Annotated in this window: 14 protein-coding genes; 13 read left to right on the top strand and 1 reads right to left on the bottom strand. The window is 47.3% G+C overall.

The genetic code is table 11. The features are described 5' to 3' along the window. Positions 1-192 precede the first annotated feature (192 nt). The 9 genes from ABEW34_RS05310 (at position 193) to ABEW34_RS05350 (ending at position 11,813) form a co-directional block, all read left to right on the top strand. Positions 193-1,740: a response regulator transcription factor gene (locus ABEW34_RS05310; protein ID WP_430155586.1), complete on the top strand. Its 1,548-nt coding sequence runs from the start codon at positions 193-195 to the stop codon at positions 1,738-1,740. Between the two features lie 203 nt (positions 1,741-1,943). After that, entirely contained in the window at positions 1,944-2,918 is a 975-nt protein-coding gene (locus ABEW34_RS05315) for an ABC transporter permease (protein ID WP_430155589.1), read from the top strand. Between the two features lie 14 nt (positions 2,919-2,932). Continuing rightward, entirely contained in the window at positions 2,933-3,802 is an 870-nt protein-coding gene (locus ABEW34_RS05320) for a carbohydrate ABC transporter permease (protein ID WP_430155593.1), read from the top strand. A 29-nt stretch (positions 3,803-3,831) separates the two neighbouring features. Continuing rightward, positions 3,832-5,505, top strand: coding sequence for an ABC transporter substrate-binding protein (locus tag ABEW34_RS05325; protein ID WP_430155596.1), 1,674 nt, complete (start codon positions 3,832-3,834; stop codon positions 5,503-5,505). Between the two features lie 171 nt (positions 5,506-5,676). Then, positions 5,677-7,449, top strand: coding sequence for a sensor histidine kinase (locus tag ABEW34_RS05330; RefSeq protein WP_430155598.1), 1,773 nt, complete (start codon positions 5,677-5,679; stop codon positions 7,447-7,449). Next, a complete protein-coding gene (locus ABEW34_RS05335) occupies positions 7,427-8,719 on the top strand; it encodes an ABC transporter substrate-binding protein (protein ID WP_430155600.1) in 1,293 nt (430 codons plus the stop codon). The genes ABEW34_RS05330 and ABEW34_RS05335 overlap by 23 nt, the downstream gene beginning before the upstream one ends. 55 nt (positions 8,720-8,774) lie before the next feature. Further along, on the top strand, positions 8,775-10,346 hold the full coding sequence (locus ABEW34_RS05340) for an ABC-F family ATP-binding cassette domain-containing protein (RefSeq protein WP_430155602.1): 1,572 nt from the start codon (positions 8,775-8,777) through the stop codon (positions 10,344-10,346). Positions 10,347-10,537: 191 nt separating this feature from the next. Beyond that, positions 10,538-10,909 carry a MerR family transcriptional regulator gene (locus tag ABEW34_RS05345; protein ID WP_430155604.1) on the top strand — a complete coding sequence of 124 codons (372 nt, stop codon included), beginning with the start codon at positions 10,538-10,540 and terminating at the stop codon, positions 10,907-10,909. 58 nt (positions 10,910-10,967) lie between these two features. After that, a complete protein-coding gene (locus ABEW34_RS05350; RefSeq protein ID WP_430155606.1) occupies positions 10,968-11,813 on the top strand; it encodes an oxidoreductase in 846 nt (281 codons plus the stop codon). Between the two features lie 110 nt (positions 11,814-11,923). Here the strand turns inward: ABEW34_RS05350 and ABEW34_RS05355 are convergent, their stop codons facing one another. After that, positions 11,924-12,556 carry a YfbR-like 5'-deoxynucleotidase gene (locus tag ABEW34_RS05355; protein ID WP_430155609.1) on the bottom strand — a complete coding sequence of 211 codons (633 nt, stop codon included), beginning with the start codon at positions 12,554-12,556 and terminating at the stop codon, positions 11,924-11,926. Between the two features lie 238 nt (positions 12,557-12,794). Here ABEW34_RS05355 and ABEW34_RS05360 point away from each other — a divergent pair, with 238 nt between their 5' ends. The 4 genes from ABEW34_RS05360 to ABEW34_RS05375 all read left to right on the top strand — a co-directional run bounded on the left by ABEW34_RS05360 (position 12,795) and on the right by ABEW34_RS05375 (position 16,932). Beyond that, positions 12,795-13,103 (top strand): DUF2628 domain-containing protein, encoded by a 309-nt coding sequence (locus ABEW34_RS05360; RefSeq protein WP_430155612.1) that lies wholly within the window; start codon positions 12,795-12,797, stop codon positions 13,101-13,103. 244 nt (positions 13,104-13,347) lie between these two features. Further along, positions 13,348-14,319, top strand: a complete 972-nt coding sequence (locus ABEW34_RS05365; RefSeq protein ID WP_430155615.1) for an ABC transporter permease — start codon at positions 13,348-13,350, stop codon at positions 14,317-14,319. A gap of 80 nt (positions 14,320-14,399) precedes the next feature. Continuing rightward, complete coding sequence (locus ABEW34_RS05370; protein WP_430156174.1) at positions 14,400-15,224, top strand: carbohydrate ABC transporter permease; 825 nt, start codon at positions 14,400-14,402, stop codon at positions 15,222-15,224. A gap of 37 nt (positions 15,225-15,261) precedes the next feature. Further along, a complete protein-coding gene (locus ABEW34_RS05375; protein ID WP_430155617.1) occupies positions 15,262-16,932 on the top strand; it encodes an extracellular solute-binding protein in 1,671 nt (556 codons plus the stop codon). Positions 16,933-17,051: the final 119 nt, after the last annotated feature.

The raw sequence follows: 17,051 nt of genomic DNA on the forward strand, positions 1-17,051 counted from the left end.
AGAGCAATAAAGAGAAAAAGCAAGGGCAGTTAAAGCTGCCTTTGCTTTTTTTTATTACTTTTAATTGTACATCTCTAATCGTACCACCCATTGCATAAATCCCTTTCATTGCTTGGTATGTCATAGCAAGGTAAAATCTAGTATAGTGGGAGTTGCTTTTATCAGGCTGGCAACAGGGCAGGGGGAGTAGCGGTGTACAAGGTTCTCTTGGTTGATGATGAATGGCTCATTCTTGACGGCATTTCTTCCGTGATGGATTGGGCGCGGCTAGGTACGGAATTGGCAGGAACAGCGCAAAACGGTTTGGAAGCGTTATCAATGGTGGGGGACAATCCGCCGGATATTGTCATTACCGACATTCGCATGCCGGGGATGGATGGCTTGCAGCTTGTAGCTACCGTAGCGGCGCAATATCCCTCGATTTCTTTTATTATGTTAACCGGATTCTCGGAATTCGATTATGCCAAAACAGCTATGCAGTATGGGGTGAAGCATTATTTGCTGAAGCCTTGCAGTGAGGAAAGCCTGGTGGAGGCGATCACAGAGATTGTGCAGGAGAAGCAGGAACGGGCAAGTCAGGAGAGCTTCGTGCAATCAATCAAGTATGATCTGGAGCGCGTGCTTCCGCATGCCAAGGAGCATTTTCTAAAGGAGTTCGTAACGAATAAAACCTATGGGGTAAGAGAATGGCAGTATTTTGGCGACCTGTTCGGGCTGTATTTCCAAACGCAGAGCGTACGTCTGCTGCTGGTGGAAATCGAGGGCGAGCATGAGTATGAGCATCTGTTTGCCGTCAAAAATATTGCCGAGGACATCTTTCCAAATCCCATACTCAGCTCTACCGTAGGCCGACATGTCCTGCTGCTCATGGAGGACGAGCTGTCAGAGGAGCAGTTTTTTGAGAAAATCGACAGCATTCGCGCTACCTTCATGAAATATTATCATTTTGACCTGACCGCTGCCCTCAGCGAGCCGGGAGAGCTGGCGCAGGCGCGGCGTTTATATACGCAGACGCTCGTCTGCTTGAACCACAGGTTTTATCTCGGTGAGGGCAGTCTTATTATGGAGCGCGACATTTCCTTATCTGGTGAAAGGGATAGCTCTGAATGGGAGTATGACCAAGAACGTTTAGTGACAGCGATTAAAGCAGGGCATTGGGAGGAAGCGGAAAAAGAGCTGCGGCAAATGTTTCAGCAGCTATCCGATCTGCGCTATGATATATCCAAAACGAAATCATATTTGATTCAGATGTTTATGGAATTGATCCGGCTTTGTGGGGCTTCCGAGATGAAAACGTATATGGACAAGCTCCCTGGTTTAATCGAAACGAGCACCCTGCAGTCCTTTCAACAATATGTAATGGGGATAGCCCAAGAGATTGCCCTCCACAATTATGAGCGAAATCGATGCAGACAATCGCAGATGGTGCTTCACATGAAAAATATTGTCCAAAGCCGCTTCAAGGATGAATCGCTGACTCTGCAATCCATTGCCGGGGAGATTTATATGAATCCGGATTATATAAGCAAAATGTTCAAGAAGGAGACAGGGGAAAAGTTTACGAACTACATGATGAGCTTTCGGATTCAAAAGGCGCTGGAGCTTATCGGCCAAAGCGAGGAGTTTACGATAGCGGCGCTGGCCGAGGAAACGGGCTTCGGCGGCAATTCATCTTATTTTAGCAAAATGTTTAAGAAATATACGGGATTTTCTCCTTCGGAGTATAAAAAAACGCCATAGAGGCTTGTCATTTATATCATTGCTATCCATTTACACCCTGAAGTCGTCGAGATACGACCGCAGGGTGTTTTTTGCAAATATAAGCATTAATAACGGTTTTGAACATAAAACCATCGGAAATGAACATGTGAAAACCGAAGCCGTCCTTGTATATTTATAAACATAAATATTAACCGATTAACATTTAGGGTGGAGGCAGAACAATGGAGTTGAAGCTGGAGGAAGAGCAGCGTCAGGCGCTCAAGGGCAGCGGAGCTAAAACAAGCCCACTCGTTTTCCTCAAAAAGGAATGGCAGCGCAATAAATATGTATACCTGATGCTGATTCCTGTCCTCGCGTATTATTTCATTTTCCACTATGGACCGATGTATGGCTTGCTGATGGCTTTTCAGAAATCTTATAGCCCAATCAAAGGAATTTTGGAAGGAAAATGGATCGGCATTGACAATTTTACGATGTTTTTTAACAGCTATTATTTTTGGCGAATTATTAAAAATACGTTGATCCTCAGCTTTTACAGCATTTTGTTTGGCTTTCCGGCACCGATTATTTTGGCACTGCTGCTTAATGAGGTCCGCAAAAAGTGGTTCAAAAGCACGGTACAGACGATCAGCTATATGCCTCACTTCATTTCGGTCGTCGTGGTTGTCGGGATGCTGAAAACGTTCTCCTCGCTCGATGGCGGCTTGTTTAATGTCATTCGCAGCTTTTTCGACCTGCAGCCGATTATGTTTCTAGCGGAGAAGGATATGTTTCGACCGATGTACATTCTTTCGAACATTTGGCAGGGGGCGGGCTGGGCCTCGATTATTTTTCTGGCAGCGCTCAGCAATATTGATCCCCAGCTCTATGAAGCGGCGAAGATGGATGGGGCCGGCAGGTGGAAGCAGTTGCTGCATATTACGCTCCCGGGCATTATGCCGACGGTAGTCATTATGCTGATTTTGCGATTAGGTGCGGTTATGAACGCCGACTTTCAGAAAATTTTGCTCATGCAGACGGCACCGACCTATGAAACGTCAGACGTTATTTCTACCTTCATTTACCGTTCCGGCATTTTAGAAGGGAACTATACGTATTCGACCGCTATCGGTTTAATTAACGGCATTATTAATTTCTCGCTGCTGTTAATGGCCAATGCGATTAGTAAAAAAGTGAATTCGACCAGTCTCTGGTAAACGGGAGGTGACCTATGAAACGCTCGTCAGGGGAACATATTTTTGACTTTTTCAACGTGATTATGCTGTGCTGCATCATAGCTGTATCTTTTTATCCGATGCTGTATGTGCTGAATTCTTCAATAAGCGATCCAGATCAATTGCTGCGCTCAAGGTCGCTCATGCTGCTGCCCGAAGGCTTCCAGCTTGAGGCTTATAAATATGTGTTTCAAAATCCGAAAATTTATAACGGTTACTTGAACACGCTATTTTATGTCGTAGTTGGAACGCTGGTCAATTTGCTGATGACGGCTTTAGCTGCCTATGCGTTGTCCAGAATGGATTTATTCGGCCGAAAAACGTTTATGCAGCTCATTACCTTTACGATGTTTTTTGGCGGCGGCATGATTCCGAGCTTCCTGCTTATTCAGAATTTGGGGCTGGTGGATACTCGTCTGGCGATGATCATCCCGGGTGCCATCAGCACCTTCTACTTCTTGATTATGAAAACGAGCTTCGAGAGCATTCCAATCAGCTTGATCGAGTCCGCCAAGCTGGATGGAGCTAATGATTTTCTAATCTTGTTTCGCATCGTTCTGCCATTATCCAAATCGATCCTGGCGGTCATGTCGCTGTATTATGCTGTAGACCATTGGAATGACTATGTGGGCCCGATGCTCTACTTGCGAAGCCAGGAGCTGTATCCGATTCAGATTGTCATGCGGGATATATTGATTAGCAGCAGTACAGAATCGATGGGGGCAGGCGTGGACACGGGCTTTGCCATCGGAGAAAACATTAAATACGCCACGATTATTATTTCTACGCTGCCGATTATGCTGGTGTATCCGTTTATTCAAAGGTTTTTTGTTCAAGGCGCTTTAATCGGTGCCGTGAAACAATAAAAAACAATTATTTTGTGGAGGCGATTTGGGTGAAAAGAAAAATGGGGTTGGTCATTTTGTCCTCGGCGCTGCTTGTCGGCCTGATGTCAGCATGCTCGCAAAACAATGCACCAAATGAAGGAGCAGCAGCAGGCAGTCCGGCCAATGCAGGGTCGTCCAGTCCAGCAGCTGGGGAAGAGAAGCTGACGGAAATTCCGCTGCCGATTACGAATGAAGCATTCACGATTAATTATTGGCGTGCGAATGATGCGAAGCTGACCGCCTCAATGGACAACTTTGGAGAAATGGCCTCGTATAAGAAAAAGGAAGAGCTGACGGGAATCAAGGTGAAATTTACCCACCCGCCGCTGGGACAGCAAAAGGATCAGTTCAATTTGCTCATCGCCACGAAGGAGCTTCCGGACGTCATTTACTACAACTGGGCGGACGCAGTAGGCGGCCCTGAGAAAATGATTGAGGATGGCCGAATTATCCGCTTGAACGAGCTGATCGACCAATATGCGCCAAATCTGAAGAATATCATTGAATCCGACCCGGATGTGAAGAAGCAAATTGCGCTCGATGACGGCACGATCTATATGTTCCCGCTCCTGAAGCTGGATGCGCTCAAGCTGAATGCGACATCGGGCCCCATTGTGCGCAAGGACTGGCTTGATAAGCTTGGATTGAAAGCGCCTACAACGATTGAAGAGTGGCATACGGTGCTTAAGGCGTTCAAGGAACAGGACCCGAACGGCAATGGCAAGGCGGATGAGCTCCCGTTTACTGGCAACTGGGGACCGGGCAATTTGACGAAGCTGCATGATTTTTCTCCAGCCTTCGGAGTCATAGGCGGCTTTGAAATGAAGGGCGGAAAGGTGGCTTTCGGTCCAATTGAGCCCGAATATAAGAATTTCCTAGAAACGATGGCCGTGTGGTATAAAGAAGGGCTGATCGATCCGGAAATTATGACGAACGATGGCAAAGCTTTTGACTATAAAATAACGAATCATTTAGCCGGTTCTTACTTGGGCGGTGTGTTCAGCGGTATGGGCAAATATTTTAATCTAATGAGAGAAACCGACCCAAGCTTTAATTTGACAGGTGTTCCATGGCCGCAATCGCCGGATGGCAATGCCTATGCGACCTTCAACATGAACAATAAAGTGTTGACCTATGGCGAAGCGATCACATCAAGCGCCGATAAAGACCAACTGAAATATATTGTGCAATGGATGGATTTTAATTACAGTCCGCAAGGCAGCGACTTGTTCAACTTCGGCATCGAGGGCGAGAGCTATGAGAAGGATGGCGACGCCATCAAGTTTACGGGTATCATCACGGATAATCCGAACGGCTTGACCTATGATCAGGCACTGGCTTCTTATGCACTTTCGATTATGGATGGCCCGATCAATCAGGACAGCAAATATTTGGATGCCCTCCTGTTCGATCAAGGGCAGCGGGATGCCAACACGGAGTGGATGAAAGCGAGCTCCGAGCTGACACTTCCTCCTATCCGCCTGACGATGGACGAGGCGAGCACGGTTACTTCCATTATGAGCCAAGTCAATACGTACTTGAACGAGACGATGACAGCGATTATTAACGGGCAGAAGCCGATTTCCGAGTTTGACAAAATGGTAGAGACGATTAAGAGCATGGGCATCGATCAAGCTGTCGATATGCACCAAGCGGCTTACGAAAGATACCAAACGAAATAAGCGGCAGTGTGAAAAATGCATAGATGAATGAAGGCTGCTGTATGGGGCGTAATACGCCCCAAAGTAGCCTTTTCTTTATGAAAATAGGGCTCCGGTTTCCCCTAGAGTATCTGGTTTTTGCCGAGTATGTTATATCTAGTGTATGACCTATGCAAAGGAGCGCTCTATATAATGGCGGTATATCGGAATCTGAGCATCAAGCGAAAAATGTTTCTCATGATCTTTCTGATCATGACCCTTATTATTGCGATTGCTTACAGCTCCTTATATTATGCCTATTCGATTTATGACAGACAGCTGTATGACAAATCCTATCGGCTCTTGAATTTATCGTCCACCACGATAGATATGGAGCTGAAGAAGCTGGAGTCCATGTCACTCACCATTATTTCAGACTCTCTCATTCAGCAGGGATTAAAGGATTTGCTTCAGGACGATGCGGAATATACCGGCTATATAACCCGCAAGAAAGTAACCGATCAATTGTGGGCGCATATTAGCAATGCTGAACGTTATGTGCAATCTGTTCATCTTATCGACTCCAGACAGCGGGTCAGCAAGTATGGGGAATCCCCGTCCTTCTCGGAGGAAAAATATGCCCGCATGATAAAAGAAGCTGCAGCGGGAAAAGGCGAAGTCCGCTGGCTGTACCCGGATGCTTCCGACCCTATGCTAATCATGGTCAGGGAGGTGCGGGCGTATGAGCCCTTGACGCTTGCGCCCATTGGCATATTATTTTTGCGGATTAATATGGAGAGACTGGTGGAGGACTATGCGGGTACGGCAAGTCACAGTAGTGATATTCTGCTTAAAGCAGGGGAGGAGGTCGTCTATCCGTACGGGCAAATGCCCGAAGGTGTAGCTGCAGCACTTCAGCCGCTGCAGGCGGGAGACGGCTACGAGATTAAGAAGGTGAACAAGGAGACGACCTTCCTGTCGCAGAAAAAATCCTCCTATACGGGCTGGATGTATTACAATATCGTCCCTTACAATCATATTTTCGAAACGGTCGTGTGGCTGAAAAATGTGCTGGTTATCGTCTATGGCTTAACCTTTGTTGTCGTTGTTGCTCTTGGGATGGCCTTCGCCCGCAGCTTGACGAGGCCCATTCGCCAGTTAATCGGCCAGATGAAAGAGGTGCAGTATGGCGATCTGGACAGCATGGATGCAAGCATGGCCGCGCCATCGTTTCAGCAAATGGATGAAGTGGGGCTGCTGCAGCGAACATATCGAATGATGATTACTCGCATCAATACGCTGATTAAAGAAAATTACGCCAGCCAGCTGATCATTAAGGAAACGGAGTTCAAGGCGCTGCAGGCGCAAATCAATCCTCATTTTTTGTATAATGCACTCGATTCCATCCATTGGCTGGCCAAGAAAAATGCGCAGCAGCAAATATCCAGCATGGTCGTCTCGCTTGGTTATTTGCTGCGTTCCTCGATCAGCCTAAAGCAAAATGTCATAACGGTTGCGGAGGAGCTTGAAACGGTGAAGCATTATATTACGATTCAAAAATACCGATTTCAAAATCGGTTGGATTTTCATATGGATGTGCCTGCTTCCTGTCATGCAGCTGCCATTCCTAAGCTTACCCTGCAGCCTCTATTGGAAAATGCCGTTCAATACGGTTTGGAGCCTATGATTGAGCCTTGCACAATTCGGCTTTATGCGGAATGGGCCGAAGGAAAGCTTGTGCTCATTGTCGAGGACTGCGGGCCGGGCATGGAGGAAGCGTATGCGCAGCGTGTACTGAGTGGAGAGGCGGAAGTGCGAGGCAACGGGATAGGCATTTTGAATATTAAAAATCGAATCAAGCTCGCTTTCGGCGAGAGCTATGGGCTGCGAATTGACAGTCGGGCGGGGGGCGGAACGAAGGTCAGCGTCCTTATTCCGCTTTTGCAGGGGGATGAAGCAGAAGATGCGAACGACGATTCGAATTAGCGTAATGCTGTGCTTGTTAGCCGCTCTCTGGGGCTGTGTCCCCGGGCAGTCCGACCCGCTGAACCAGCTGAAGGAGGAGCCGATTACGCTTCGCATCGCTTGGTGGGGCAATGAATTTCGCAACCATGCAACCATTGAGGTTATCCATATGTATGAAGAGCTAAATCCGCATATTAACATTGAGTTTGAATACAGCGCTTTCAATGAGTATTGGAGGAAGCTTGCACCATACGCGGCGGGCAATGCGCTGCCGGATATCATTCAGATGGATATTTCGTATTTGTCCCAGTACAGCTCCCTTGATTTGCTGGAGGATTTGGAGCCTTATATTCAAAGCGGCTTGCTGGACGCCTCCAGCATCAACGAAAGCAATCTTTCCAGCGGGAAATGGGGAGGTAAATTATATGGCATGAATCTAGGCGTTAACGCGCTATTTGCCGTATATGACCCAGAGGTTTTCAAGGCCAACGGTATAGTGCCGCCAACGGCATCGTGGACTTGGGAGGATTTTGACCAAATGGGGGAGCAGCTCAAGGGCAAAGGCATTTATTTAGGAACGGTACTGACGCCGGAGCAATTTTTTGCCTATTTTCTTAGACAGCATGGCTTCACCTTGTTTGCAGAAGATGGCACTAGTCTAGGTTACGAGGATGACCAGCTGTTTATCGACTACTTTGGCCGAATGCAGAGGCTGGCGTTGGATAAGCTGATCTTTTTGCCAGATATTTGGACGACCGAAACGAATAAATCCGACGCAGACCCCTTTTATAGAGGAGAGGCTTTATTAGGCTGGGGCTACTCCAATCAGTATATCAACATCGTTGAGCGTTACAGCAAACAGCTGGCTATTGTCCCGCTGCCTGGGCCAAACAGCAAGCAAGGGTTATTTTTGAAGCCGGGCATGTTCTTCTCAATCACAAAAAATTCGAAACAGAAAGAGGAGGCGGCTAAATTTATCAGCTTCTTCGTCAACGATCTGGAGGCCAACAAGCTATTAAAGGGAGAGAGAGGCGTGCCCGTATCCTCCAGATTAAAGGAAGAGCTGAAGCCGTTTGTTGAGCCGGAGCTTGCGCAGATTTTTGAATATCTCGATTGGGTGGAGAAAAATAGCAGCCCCATGGACCCGCCGGACCCGGTCGGGACGGCAGAGGTGACCGTAGTGCTGCGTGATCTTCACGATCTGCTGTTATTTGGCAAAATATCGCCGGAGGCGGCGGCCGCTGAGTTTCGGGCAAAGGCTGATGAAATATTGGCGCGCAATAAAAAATAAAGAACATCTAGTGTTATAATGACTAGTAGATTGACGGAGCTAGAAGGGTGATAGCATGAGTGTAATTCGACTGGAAAATGTGACGAAGAAATATGAAGAGGCTATGATTTTTCGCGATATTTATTTTCGCGTGAGCCAAGGGGAGCGAATTGGCCTGATTGGGCGGAATGGAGCCGGCAAGTCGACGGTTTTCAAGCTCATTATGGGCAAAGAAGAGCCGACAAGCGGCAAAGTGGAAATAGATCCGAAGGTCAAAATCGGGTATTTCTCGCAATTTTCAGAAATGCGCGGAGGCCTGTCTGTCCAGCAAGAGCTGGAAATGTGCTTCGAGCAGGTTGCCAGCATTGAACGGGAGCTGCAAGCGGTCGGAGAAAAGCTGGGCTTCGTTTCGGATGATGCCGAAATGAATGAGCTGCTGGCGAGACAAGCGGAGCTTTTTGAACAAATGGACCATTTGGATGGCTGGAACGTGTCCGTCGAGATTAACACGGTTCTGACAAAGCTGGGCTTTAACGAGCGTTCGCGCCATCAGCCCATTGACGAATTGTCGGGCGGCTGGAGAAACCGGGCGGCTTTAGCGAAAATGCTCATTGAGCTGCCCGATGTTGTATTGCTTGATGAGCCGACCAACTACTTGGATATGGATGGCATCGCGTGGCTGGAGCAGTGGCTCTACCGTTTTAATGGCGCTATGATCTTGATCTCGCATGATCGGCAGTTTATCGACAAGGTCGTCACGCAAATCATCGAGATTGAAAACTATCATTTTCAGGAATACGAGGGCAATTATACGGACTACATTCGCAAGAAGAAGCTGCGCAAAAAGGAGCTGGACCGCCAGTTTGAGTGGGAGGAAGAGCTGCTGCTGATGGAGTCGGAGGCCATTGACAGCCGCGCCAGCAAAAAATCGTCCAAAGATCGGTTATCCCGCAAATTGGCGGATAATAAGAAGCGGATTGCGCCGAATCCGGTGAACGTGCTGATTACGGATATTTATGAGAAGCTGCGTTTCCCGGACAAGCTGTGCGAGGTGAAGCAGATCGGGCAAGCCTATGAGGAGCGCTCGATTTTTCAGAACGTTAGCTTTGATATTCAGAAGGAGGATCGCCTCGTCATCGTTGGCCCGAACGGAAGCGGAAAGTCTACGCTAATCAAGGTGCTGACGGGGCAGGAGAAGCCCGAATCCGGCGAGGTCACTTGGGAAAAAGGGGTCAGCTATGCGTATTTCAACCGGATGTGGGAGGAGCTTGATCCTAAGGATACGGTGAGCCATGCCGTCAATACGTACGGTCTAGGACTCGATGCTCCGCGGAAAAAGGTGAATAAATTTCTGTCGATGCTGCAATTTTCCGAGATGGATTTAAGCAAAGTCATTGGCAGCCTTTCCGGCGGTCAGATGGCCCGGGTTGCTTTGGCTAAATGTCTGCTCTCCGGTGCAGCCGTTATCATACTGGATGAACCGACCAACCATCTGGATTTAACGAGCATTCAGGTGATGGAGCAGGCGCTGATCCATTTTCCTGGCGCTGTCGTTACCGTAAGCCATGATCGGTTTTTCATTGATAAAATTGGAACGAAGATGCTGGTGTTCGACCCGGAATCGGGCATTACTCAGCAGAATCTATAGGGTCGCATGATTATTATTTCATGAGCAGAAACGGGAGGCGCTTAAACAGGCGTTTTCCGTTTCTTTTTTTAAGCTGCTTGTGACGACGCATTAGGAAAAAATTCGCAGTGATCCGTTGTTGACCGGGCATCCTATTAGAGTTAAGTTTAACTTACTTTTTATAGAAAATGAAAATTAAAGGGGACCTCATTATGTATTCCATCAGCGAAGTTCAGCATTTATTGGGGTTAAGCGCCTCAACCCTTCGTTATTATGAAAAAGAAGGCCTTATTCCTGATATTAAACGGACAGAAGGCGGAAAAAGAATTTATACAGAGGATCAAATCGGCTGGCTGAGGTTTATTATTGCATTAAAAGAGACGGGCATGACCATTGATAAAATTAAAGCATATTTGGATATGAATGTCCGCGGGGAAGAAACCTTAGCAGAACGAAGAGAGTTTCTGGCGCAGCATAAGGCGCGAATTGAAAATAACCTAGCCCAGACGCTCCTCCATTTGGAGCGGATCAACCAGAAAATTAGTTATTATGATGCCGTTGTGCTTGGCAAAAGCTTTTTTTAAATTTGATTTGACTTAAAGTTAACTTCAAGTAGTAACCTTGTCTTATTACCGATAAGGAGTGATCAAGTTGACTGCTGCGAATAAAGTTTGGTTTATTACGGGATGCTCGACGGGCTTTGGATATGAAATGGCTGATTTTGCAATTAAGGCAGGCTATAACGTTGTTGTAACAGCGAGGAATAAGGATACGCTTAAAGGATTCGAAGAAGGCAATGAAACGAGCGTGCTCGCTTTGGAGCTGGATGTTACGAAGCCAGAACAGATTAAAGCGGCTGTTCAGCACGCTATTGATAAATTCGGAACGATAGATGTCCTTGTGAATAATGCGGGAATCGGATATTTCAGCGCCGTTGAGGATAGCGTGGAAGAAGAAACGCGCAAAATGTTTGAAATCAATTTCTGGGGCCTTATGAATATGACAAATGCCGTTCTACCTACGATGAGAGGTCAGAAATCGGGCCATATTATTAATTTTTCATCAATCGGCGGACTGGCCTCCTTTCCCTCACTTGGCTACTATCATGCTACTAAATATGCGGTCGAGGGCATTTCAGAAAGTCTCTCTCAAGAGCTTGCACCGTTCCATATCCATGTTACGTTAATAGAGCCAAGCAGCTTCCGTACGGATTGGTCGGGACGTTCCTCAGTCAAAACCGAGCCATCGATTCCGGAATATAAGCAGGTAATGGGTGCCATACTTGAAGGCGTAGGAAAAGGAAATGAAGCAGGAGACCCGAAAAAAGCGGCAGAAGCCGTTATTACAGTCGTGGAGAGTGAGCAGCCGCCGCTTCGTTTGCTTTTAGGAAATGCGGCTTACCAAGTGGCGAGCTATAAACTTACTAATCTGCTGAAAAGTATAGAAGAATGGAAAGAAACAACGATTAACGCTGATTTTCCGCAATAAAGACGGAGAAGCACAATAAAAAACGGTACTTCATCGAGAGATGGAGTGCCGTTTTTCTTATATTTCACCCTCGAAACGGAAGCTTTGCCGCCAGAGGACAGCGACAGCCGTTAACCTTGTGCGAGAGCTTCTTCTGTTATTTTACGAATGTCAATGGGGGAGAGGGTGCCTTCTTGGATAATGTCCGGCAGAATATGCTCGAGGAAATACTTCACGCAGTGGAGATCGATGTTTTTGATTTTAATGATGGCGTAGCGGTACATGACGATAAATTCCTTCTCGGTATTTCCGCGCTGGAGCTCAGCGAAAGCTTCATATACCTGATCCATTTTATCGGCGACTTCCAAAATGAGACCTTCTACGGAATGGTCTTTGCCTTCGCGCAGCTGTCTGCGGAAAATAGCCTGAAACTCCTCGGGAATGTTCTCCTGAATAAAATGCTCGACCATGCCATCCTCAACCTGCTGCAGCATCGAACGCAGTTCAAGTGAATAATGCTTGACGGGCGTCTTAATGTCTCCGATAAAAATTTCCCCATAATCATGGCTGCTTGTAATTTCATAAAGCTTCTTCCAATCAATTGTGACGCCGTGCTGTTCCTCGATATCGGCAAGCGTCTTGGCGTACTGGACGACCTTCCATGAGTGAGCCGACACGCTGTGCTCCTCGAACTTGAATTTGCCTGGTGTGCGGATAATGCGTTCCAAATCGTTAAGGGATCTAAAGTACGTATGAATGCCCATGTGTGTCATCATCCTTTATTTAGTTGAATATGGTTCGACTATACTCCGGCAATGTCATCTCAGCATTAACGCTATGTGAGAACTAGATAAAATTTAAAAATCGAATGGTGGCAGTATGTTTAGTATCGTTTAAAATGTAATACTAGAATGACAAATTAAATTAAATATCGACAAAATAATACTTTGTCCTTATAATACATTTATAAATGGAGAATATTAATAAGGGAGAGATTGTATTATGCGTGTTAATTTAGTTAATGGCGCGGGTGCCATTAAAGAAGTAAAAGTTGGGTTTAGCTGGACAACTTTATTTTTTGGTTTTTTTCCAGCTCTATTTAGAGGCGATTTGAAATGGGCGGCAATTATGCTTGTAGCGGCAATCGCAGTAGGTATTTTTACTCTAGGCTTTGGAGCATGGCTTCCAGGGATCATCTTTTCTTTCATTTATAATAAAATGTACATTAAAGAGCTGTTGGAAAAAGGTTATCGCCCGGCAGATGCACAAGCTCAAGCTGCTCTTCAAAATAATGGAATCATGGCAGCTTAAGCTGCCATTTCGAATGACATATTAATGAAACTAGTCAAAGAGCCTGCTTAACCATAAATGGTTGAGCAGGCTCTTTTTGCGTTTGCGGCAAGCATTAGTAGGAAATGTCATTGCTGACCCGAAAAATGAGCCCCAAATGCGAAATTTGAAGCCTTACCGGAACGGAGGCTGCCGTCTACAATGAATAAAGAAGGCATTTCATTTTGCAGAGCAAGATTCCAACGTAGTATGGGGGATTTATACGGTGAAAATACGGCACGAAGCACAATCGGCGGCAGCACTTGCAGCAAGCACGAGAGCGGCCAAGCGCAGCAGATGGTTCAGGAAGCTGTACGGCCAGAGGCATGTGCAGGTGATGGCGCTGCTTGGCATTTTATGGATGATTATTTTCAATTATGTTCCGATGTACGGCATTATCATAGCGTTCAAAGAATTTAATATCGTTAAGCCCATCAGCGCGGCGCCTTGGGTGGGCTGGTCGCATTTTCAAGAATTTTTCCAAGATGAGAGCTTCGTCAATGTGATGCGCAATACGCTGGGCATCAGCTTGATCAAGCTGGCAATCGGCTTTCCGCTGCCGATTATATTCGCTTTATTTTTGAACGAGGTACGGTCGGTGCTGTTCAAAAGATCGGTGCAGACGATATCCTATTTGCCGCATTTTCTATCGTGGGTGATTCTTGGCGGCATCCTGACGACTTGGCTGTCAGATGTCGGTATCGTCAATCATGTGCTGCTGGCGCTTAACGTCATTAAGGAGCCGATTTCGTACCTGGCAGAGCCCGGTTATTTCTGGGGCATCATTATTACCTCGGATATATGGAAGGAGCTTGGCTGGTCCGCCATTATTTATTTGGCTGCGATTTCGAGCGTATCGCCCGAAATGTATGAGGCCGCTACGATTGACGGGGCAGGACGCTTTCAGAAAATGTGGTACGTCACACTGCCGAGCATCAAAGCAACGATTTCGATTTTGTTCATTCTGGCGGTCAGTGGCGTCTTGAACTCCAACTTTGATCAAATTTTGGTGCTGAGAAACGCTTTAAATGAAAGCGCAAGCAATGTGATTGATATGTTCGTCTACCAGACGGGCATGCAGCAGGGACGGTATTCCTATGCAACCGCGGTCGGCTTGTTCAAATCCGTTATCGCCCTTATTTTGCTGCTCATCGCCAATCGGGTAACGAAAAAAATCAATAACACATCGTTGTTTTAGGAAGGAGGCGACTAGCCTTGCTCAGCTTGAAACGAAAAACAAAGGGAGAAGCGGTATTCGACTTCTTCAACGGCTTCGGCATGCTGCTCGTGTGCTTTGCGACCCTGTACCCCATCTGGTACGTTCTCGTGAATGCATTCAATGAAGGGCAGGACGGGATGCGCGGTGGCATTTATTGGTGGCCGCGGGTGTTCAGCGTAGAAAGCTTCGAGGCGGTATTCCAAAGCGCGGGCATTATGACGGCAATGGGCATTACGGTAGCGAAAACGCTGCTTGGCGTGCTGCTGCATGTTTTTTTCACCGCGATGGTAGCCTATGCGTTTTCCCGCAGGGGACTTATTGGCGGCAAAATTTACATTTTAATTGGTACGGTTACGTTGTTTTTCGGCGGCGGTTTGATTCCTACTTATTTGCTCATTAGAGATTTGCATTTGCTGGACCATTTTCTCGTGTATATTATTCCGGCGATGTTCAGCTTCTTCGATCTCATTATATTCATGACCTTCTTCCGGGAAATTCCTGATGGACTGGAGGAAGCGGCGAAAATCGACGGAGCGAATGACTGGGGCATTTTCCTCAAGGTGGTGCTGCCGGTATCGCTGCCGGTTATTGCGACGATTGCGCTGTTCCATGGGGTGTATCAGTGGAATGACTATTTTGCCGGCGTCATCTATATGAACAACATGGATTTACAGCCGATCCAAACGTATTTGTACCGGGTAGTCGCACAGTCCAGCTCGAATCAGATGGTAGCCGCCATTCCGGGAGGCGTTGGCAAAACGGTTACGTCGCAGTCGATCAAGCTGGCAACGATGGTCGTCACGACGCTGCCGATTGTGCTGGTCTATCCTTTCTTGCAAAAGTATTTTGTCAAAGGCATGATGATCGGTTCTATTAAGGGCTAGTCTTCAGTCTATTCAAAAAGAAAAGGGGAAAATAAACATGGTTAAACAACCGGCATTAAAGCAGCTGCTATTGCTGCCGCTTGCGGCTGTCCTTGTATTTACGGCAGCCTGCTCATCAAACAGCAACACGAACGAGGGGGCTGCGAATGAAGGCAAGCCTGCAGCTTCCAGTGAGGTGAAGCTGACGCAGGAGGATAAAGGCTGGGAAGTGGATAAAAGCCCAATTACGTTCGATTGGTATATTAATTTTGCGTGGTTTCCTAATAAGTGGGGCGTAGATGACACCTCCAAGTATATTACGGAGAAAACAGGCGTAGATATTAACTTCATCGTCCCTGCCGGCAATGAGGCGGAGAAGATGAACACGATGATCGCATCGGGCAGCCTGCCTGATTTCATTACGCTTGGCTGGTACGAGGATGCCGTCAAGAAGATGATAGAAGGCGACATGGTGCTTCCGCTTAATGAGCTGGCAGACCAGTATGATCCTTATTTCTACAAGGTGACCGACCCGGCGAAGCTCGCCTGGTACAAGCAAGAGGACGGCCATATCTATGGGTATCCGAACGCCTCCTCCTCACCGAAGGATTACGAGAAGTTCGGCGACAGCATCACCTCTACACAGACATTCCTCGTACGCAAGGACATGTATGAGGCCATCGGCAGCCCGGATATGCGGACAACGGAAGGGTTCCTTCAAGCATTGGATGCTGCAAAAGCGAAATTTCCCGACATTAACGGCCAGCCGTTAATTCCGCTGGGCATGTATGATTTTAATGAGAAGGGCAACAGCTCGCTGCAAGCTTACATTCAAAACTTCTTAGCTATTCCTTATGAAAAGGATGGACATCTTTATGATCGCGATACAGATGCTGAATATGTAACATGGCTCAAGACGATGCGCCAAGCGAATGAAAACGGCCTGCTCTCGAAGGACATATTTATCGATAAACGCCCGCAAATGGAGGAGAAAATCGCTCAAGGCCGTTACTTTGCGATGCTGTATTCGAGGTCTGATCTGGCTAACCAGCAAAATGCGCTATTTGCAAACGATCCTAATTCCATTTATATTGCGGTGGATGGGCCGGCTAATGCTGCGCAGGCTCAAGCAACGCTTGCAGGGCCATCGATTTCCGGCTGGACCGTTACCCTCATCTCCAAAAATGTGAAGGATAAAGCGCGGGCGATCCGCTTCCTGGACTACCTTATTTCAGAAGAGGGCCAGCGGGATATGTTTTTCGGCAAGCAGGGCGTAACCTGGGATACAATAGACGGGAAAGACCAATTTCTTCCTGATGTATTGGAGCTGCTTAATTCCGATCGTGGGGCCTTCGATAAAAAATATGGCGCCTCCCATACGTTCTGGATGCTGATGGATACGAATTTAACGCCGGAATGGTCGCCGCCAGCCGTTGAGCCATTCAAGCAGATGGAAGACTGGACGCGCGGAAAGGCGCTCAGCCTGTCGCAATTTGATCAGCTTGACCCGACGGGTGCATCCGAGGAAGGCATTATGAAGACGAAGCTGGATCATGAATTTGGCAAGGTTCTTCCGAGGCTACTGCTTGCGAAGTCAGATGCCGAATTCGACAGCTTGTGGCAGGAGTATTTGAGCAAGCGCGATGCTCTTGGCTTTGGCACCGTTCAGGCCTACAAGCAGAAAAAATATGAAGAGAACGTTGCGAAGCTGGCAGAATTCATTAACTAATACAGGCCAGACCCGGGCATACATCCCGGCATTAGGTGCGCCCAATCCATTATGGACGGGCGCGCTTTTTGCCGCCTGCAAGCAAGGTCAAGGGGCTGAGCCGCGAAGATGGAAGTGAG

This window comes from Paenibacillus algorifonticola, from assembly GCF_050481745.1.
Classification (GTDB): domain Bacteria; phylum Bacillota; class Bacilli; order Paenibacillales; family Paenibacillaceae; genus Pristimantibacillus; species Pristimantibacillus algorifonticola_A.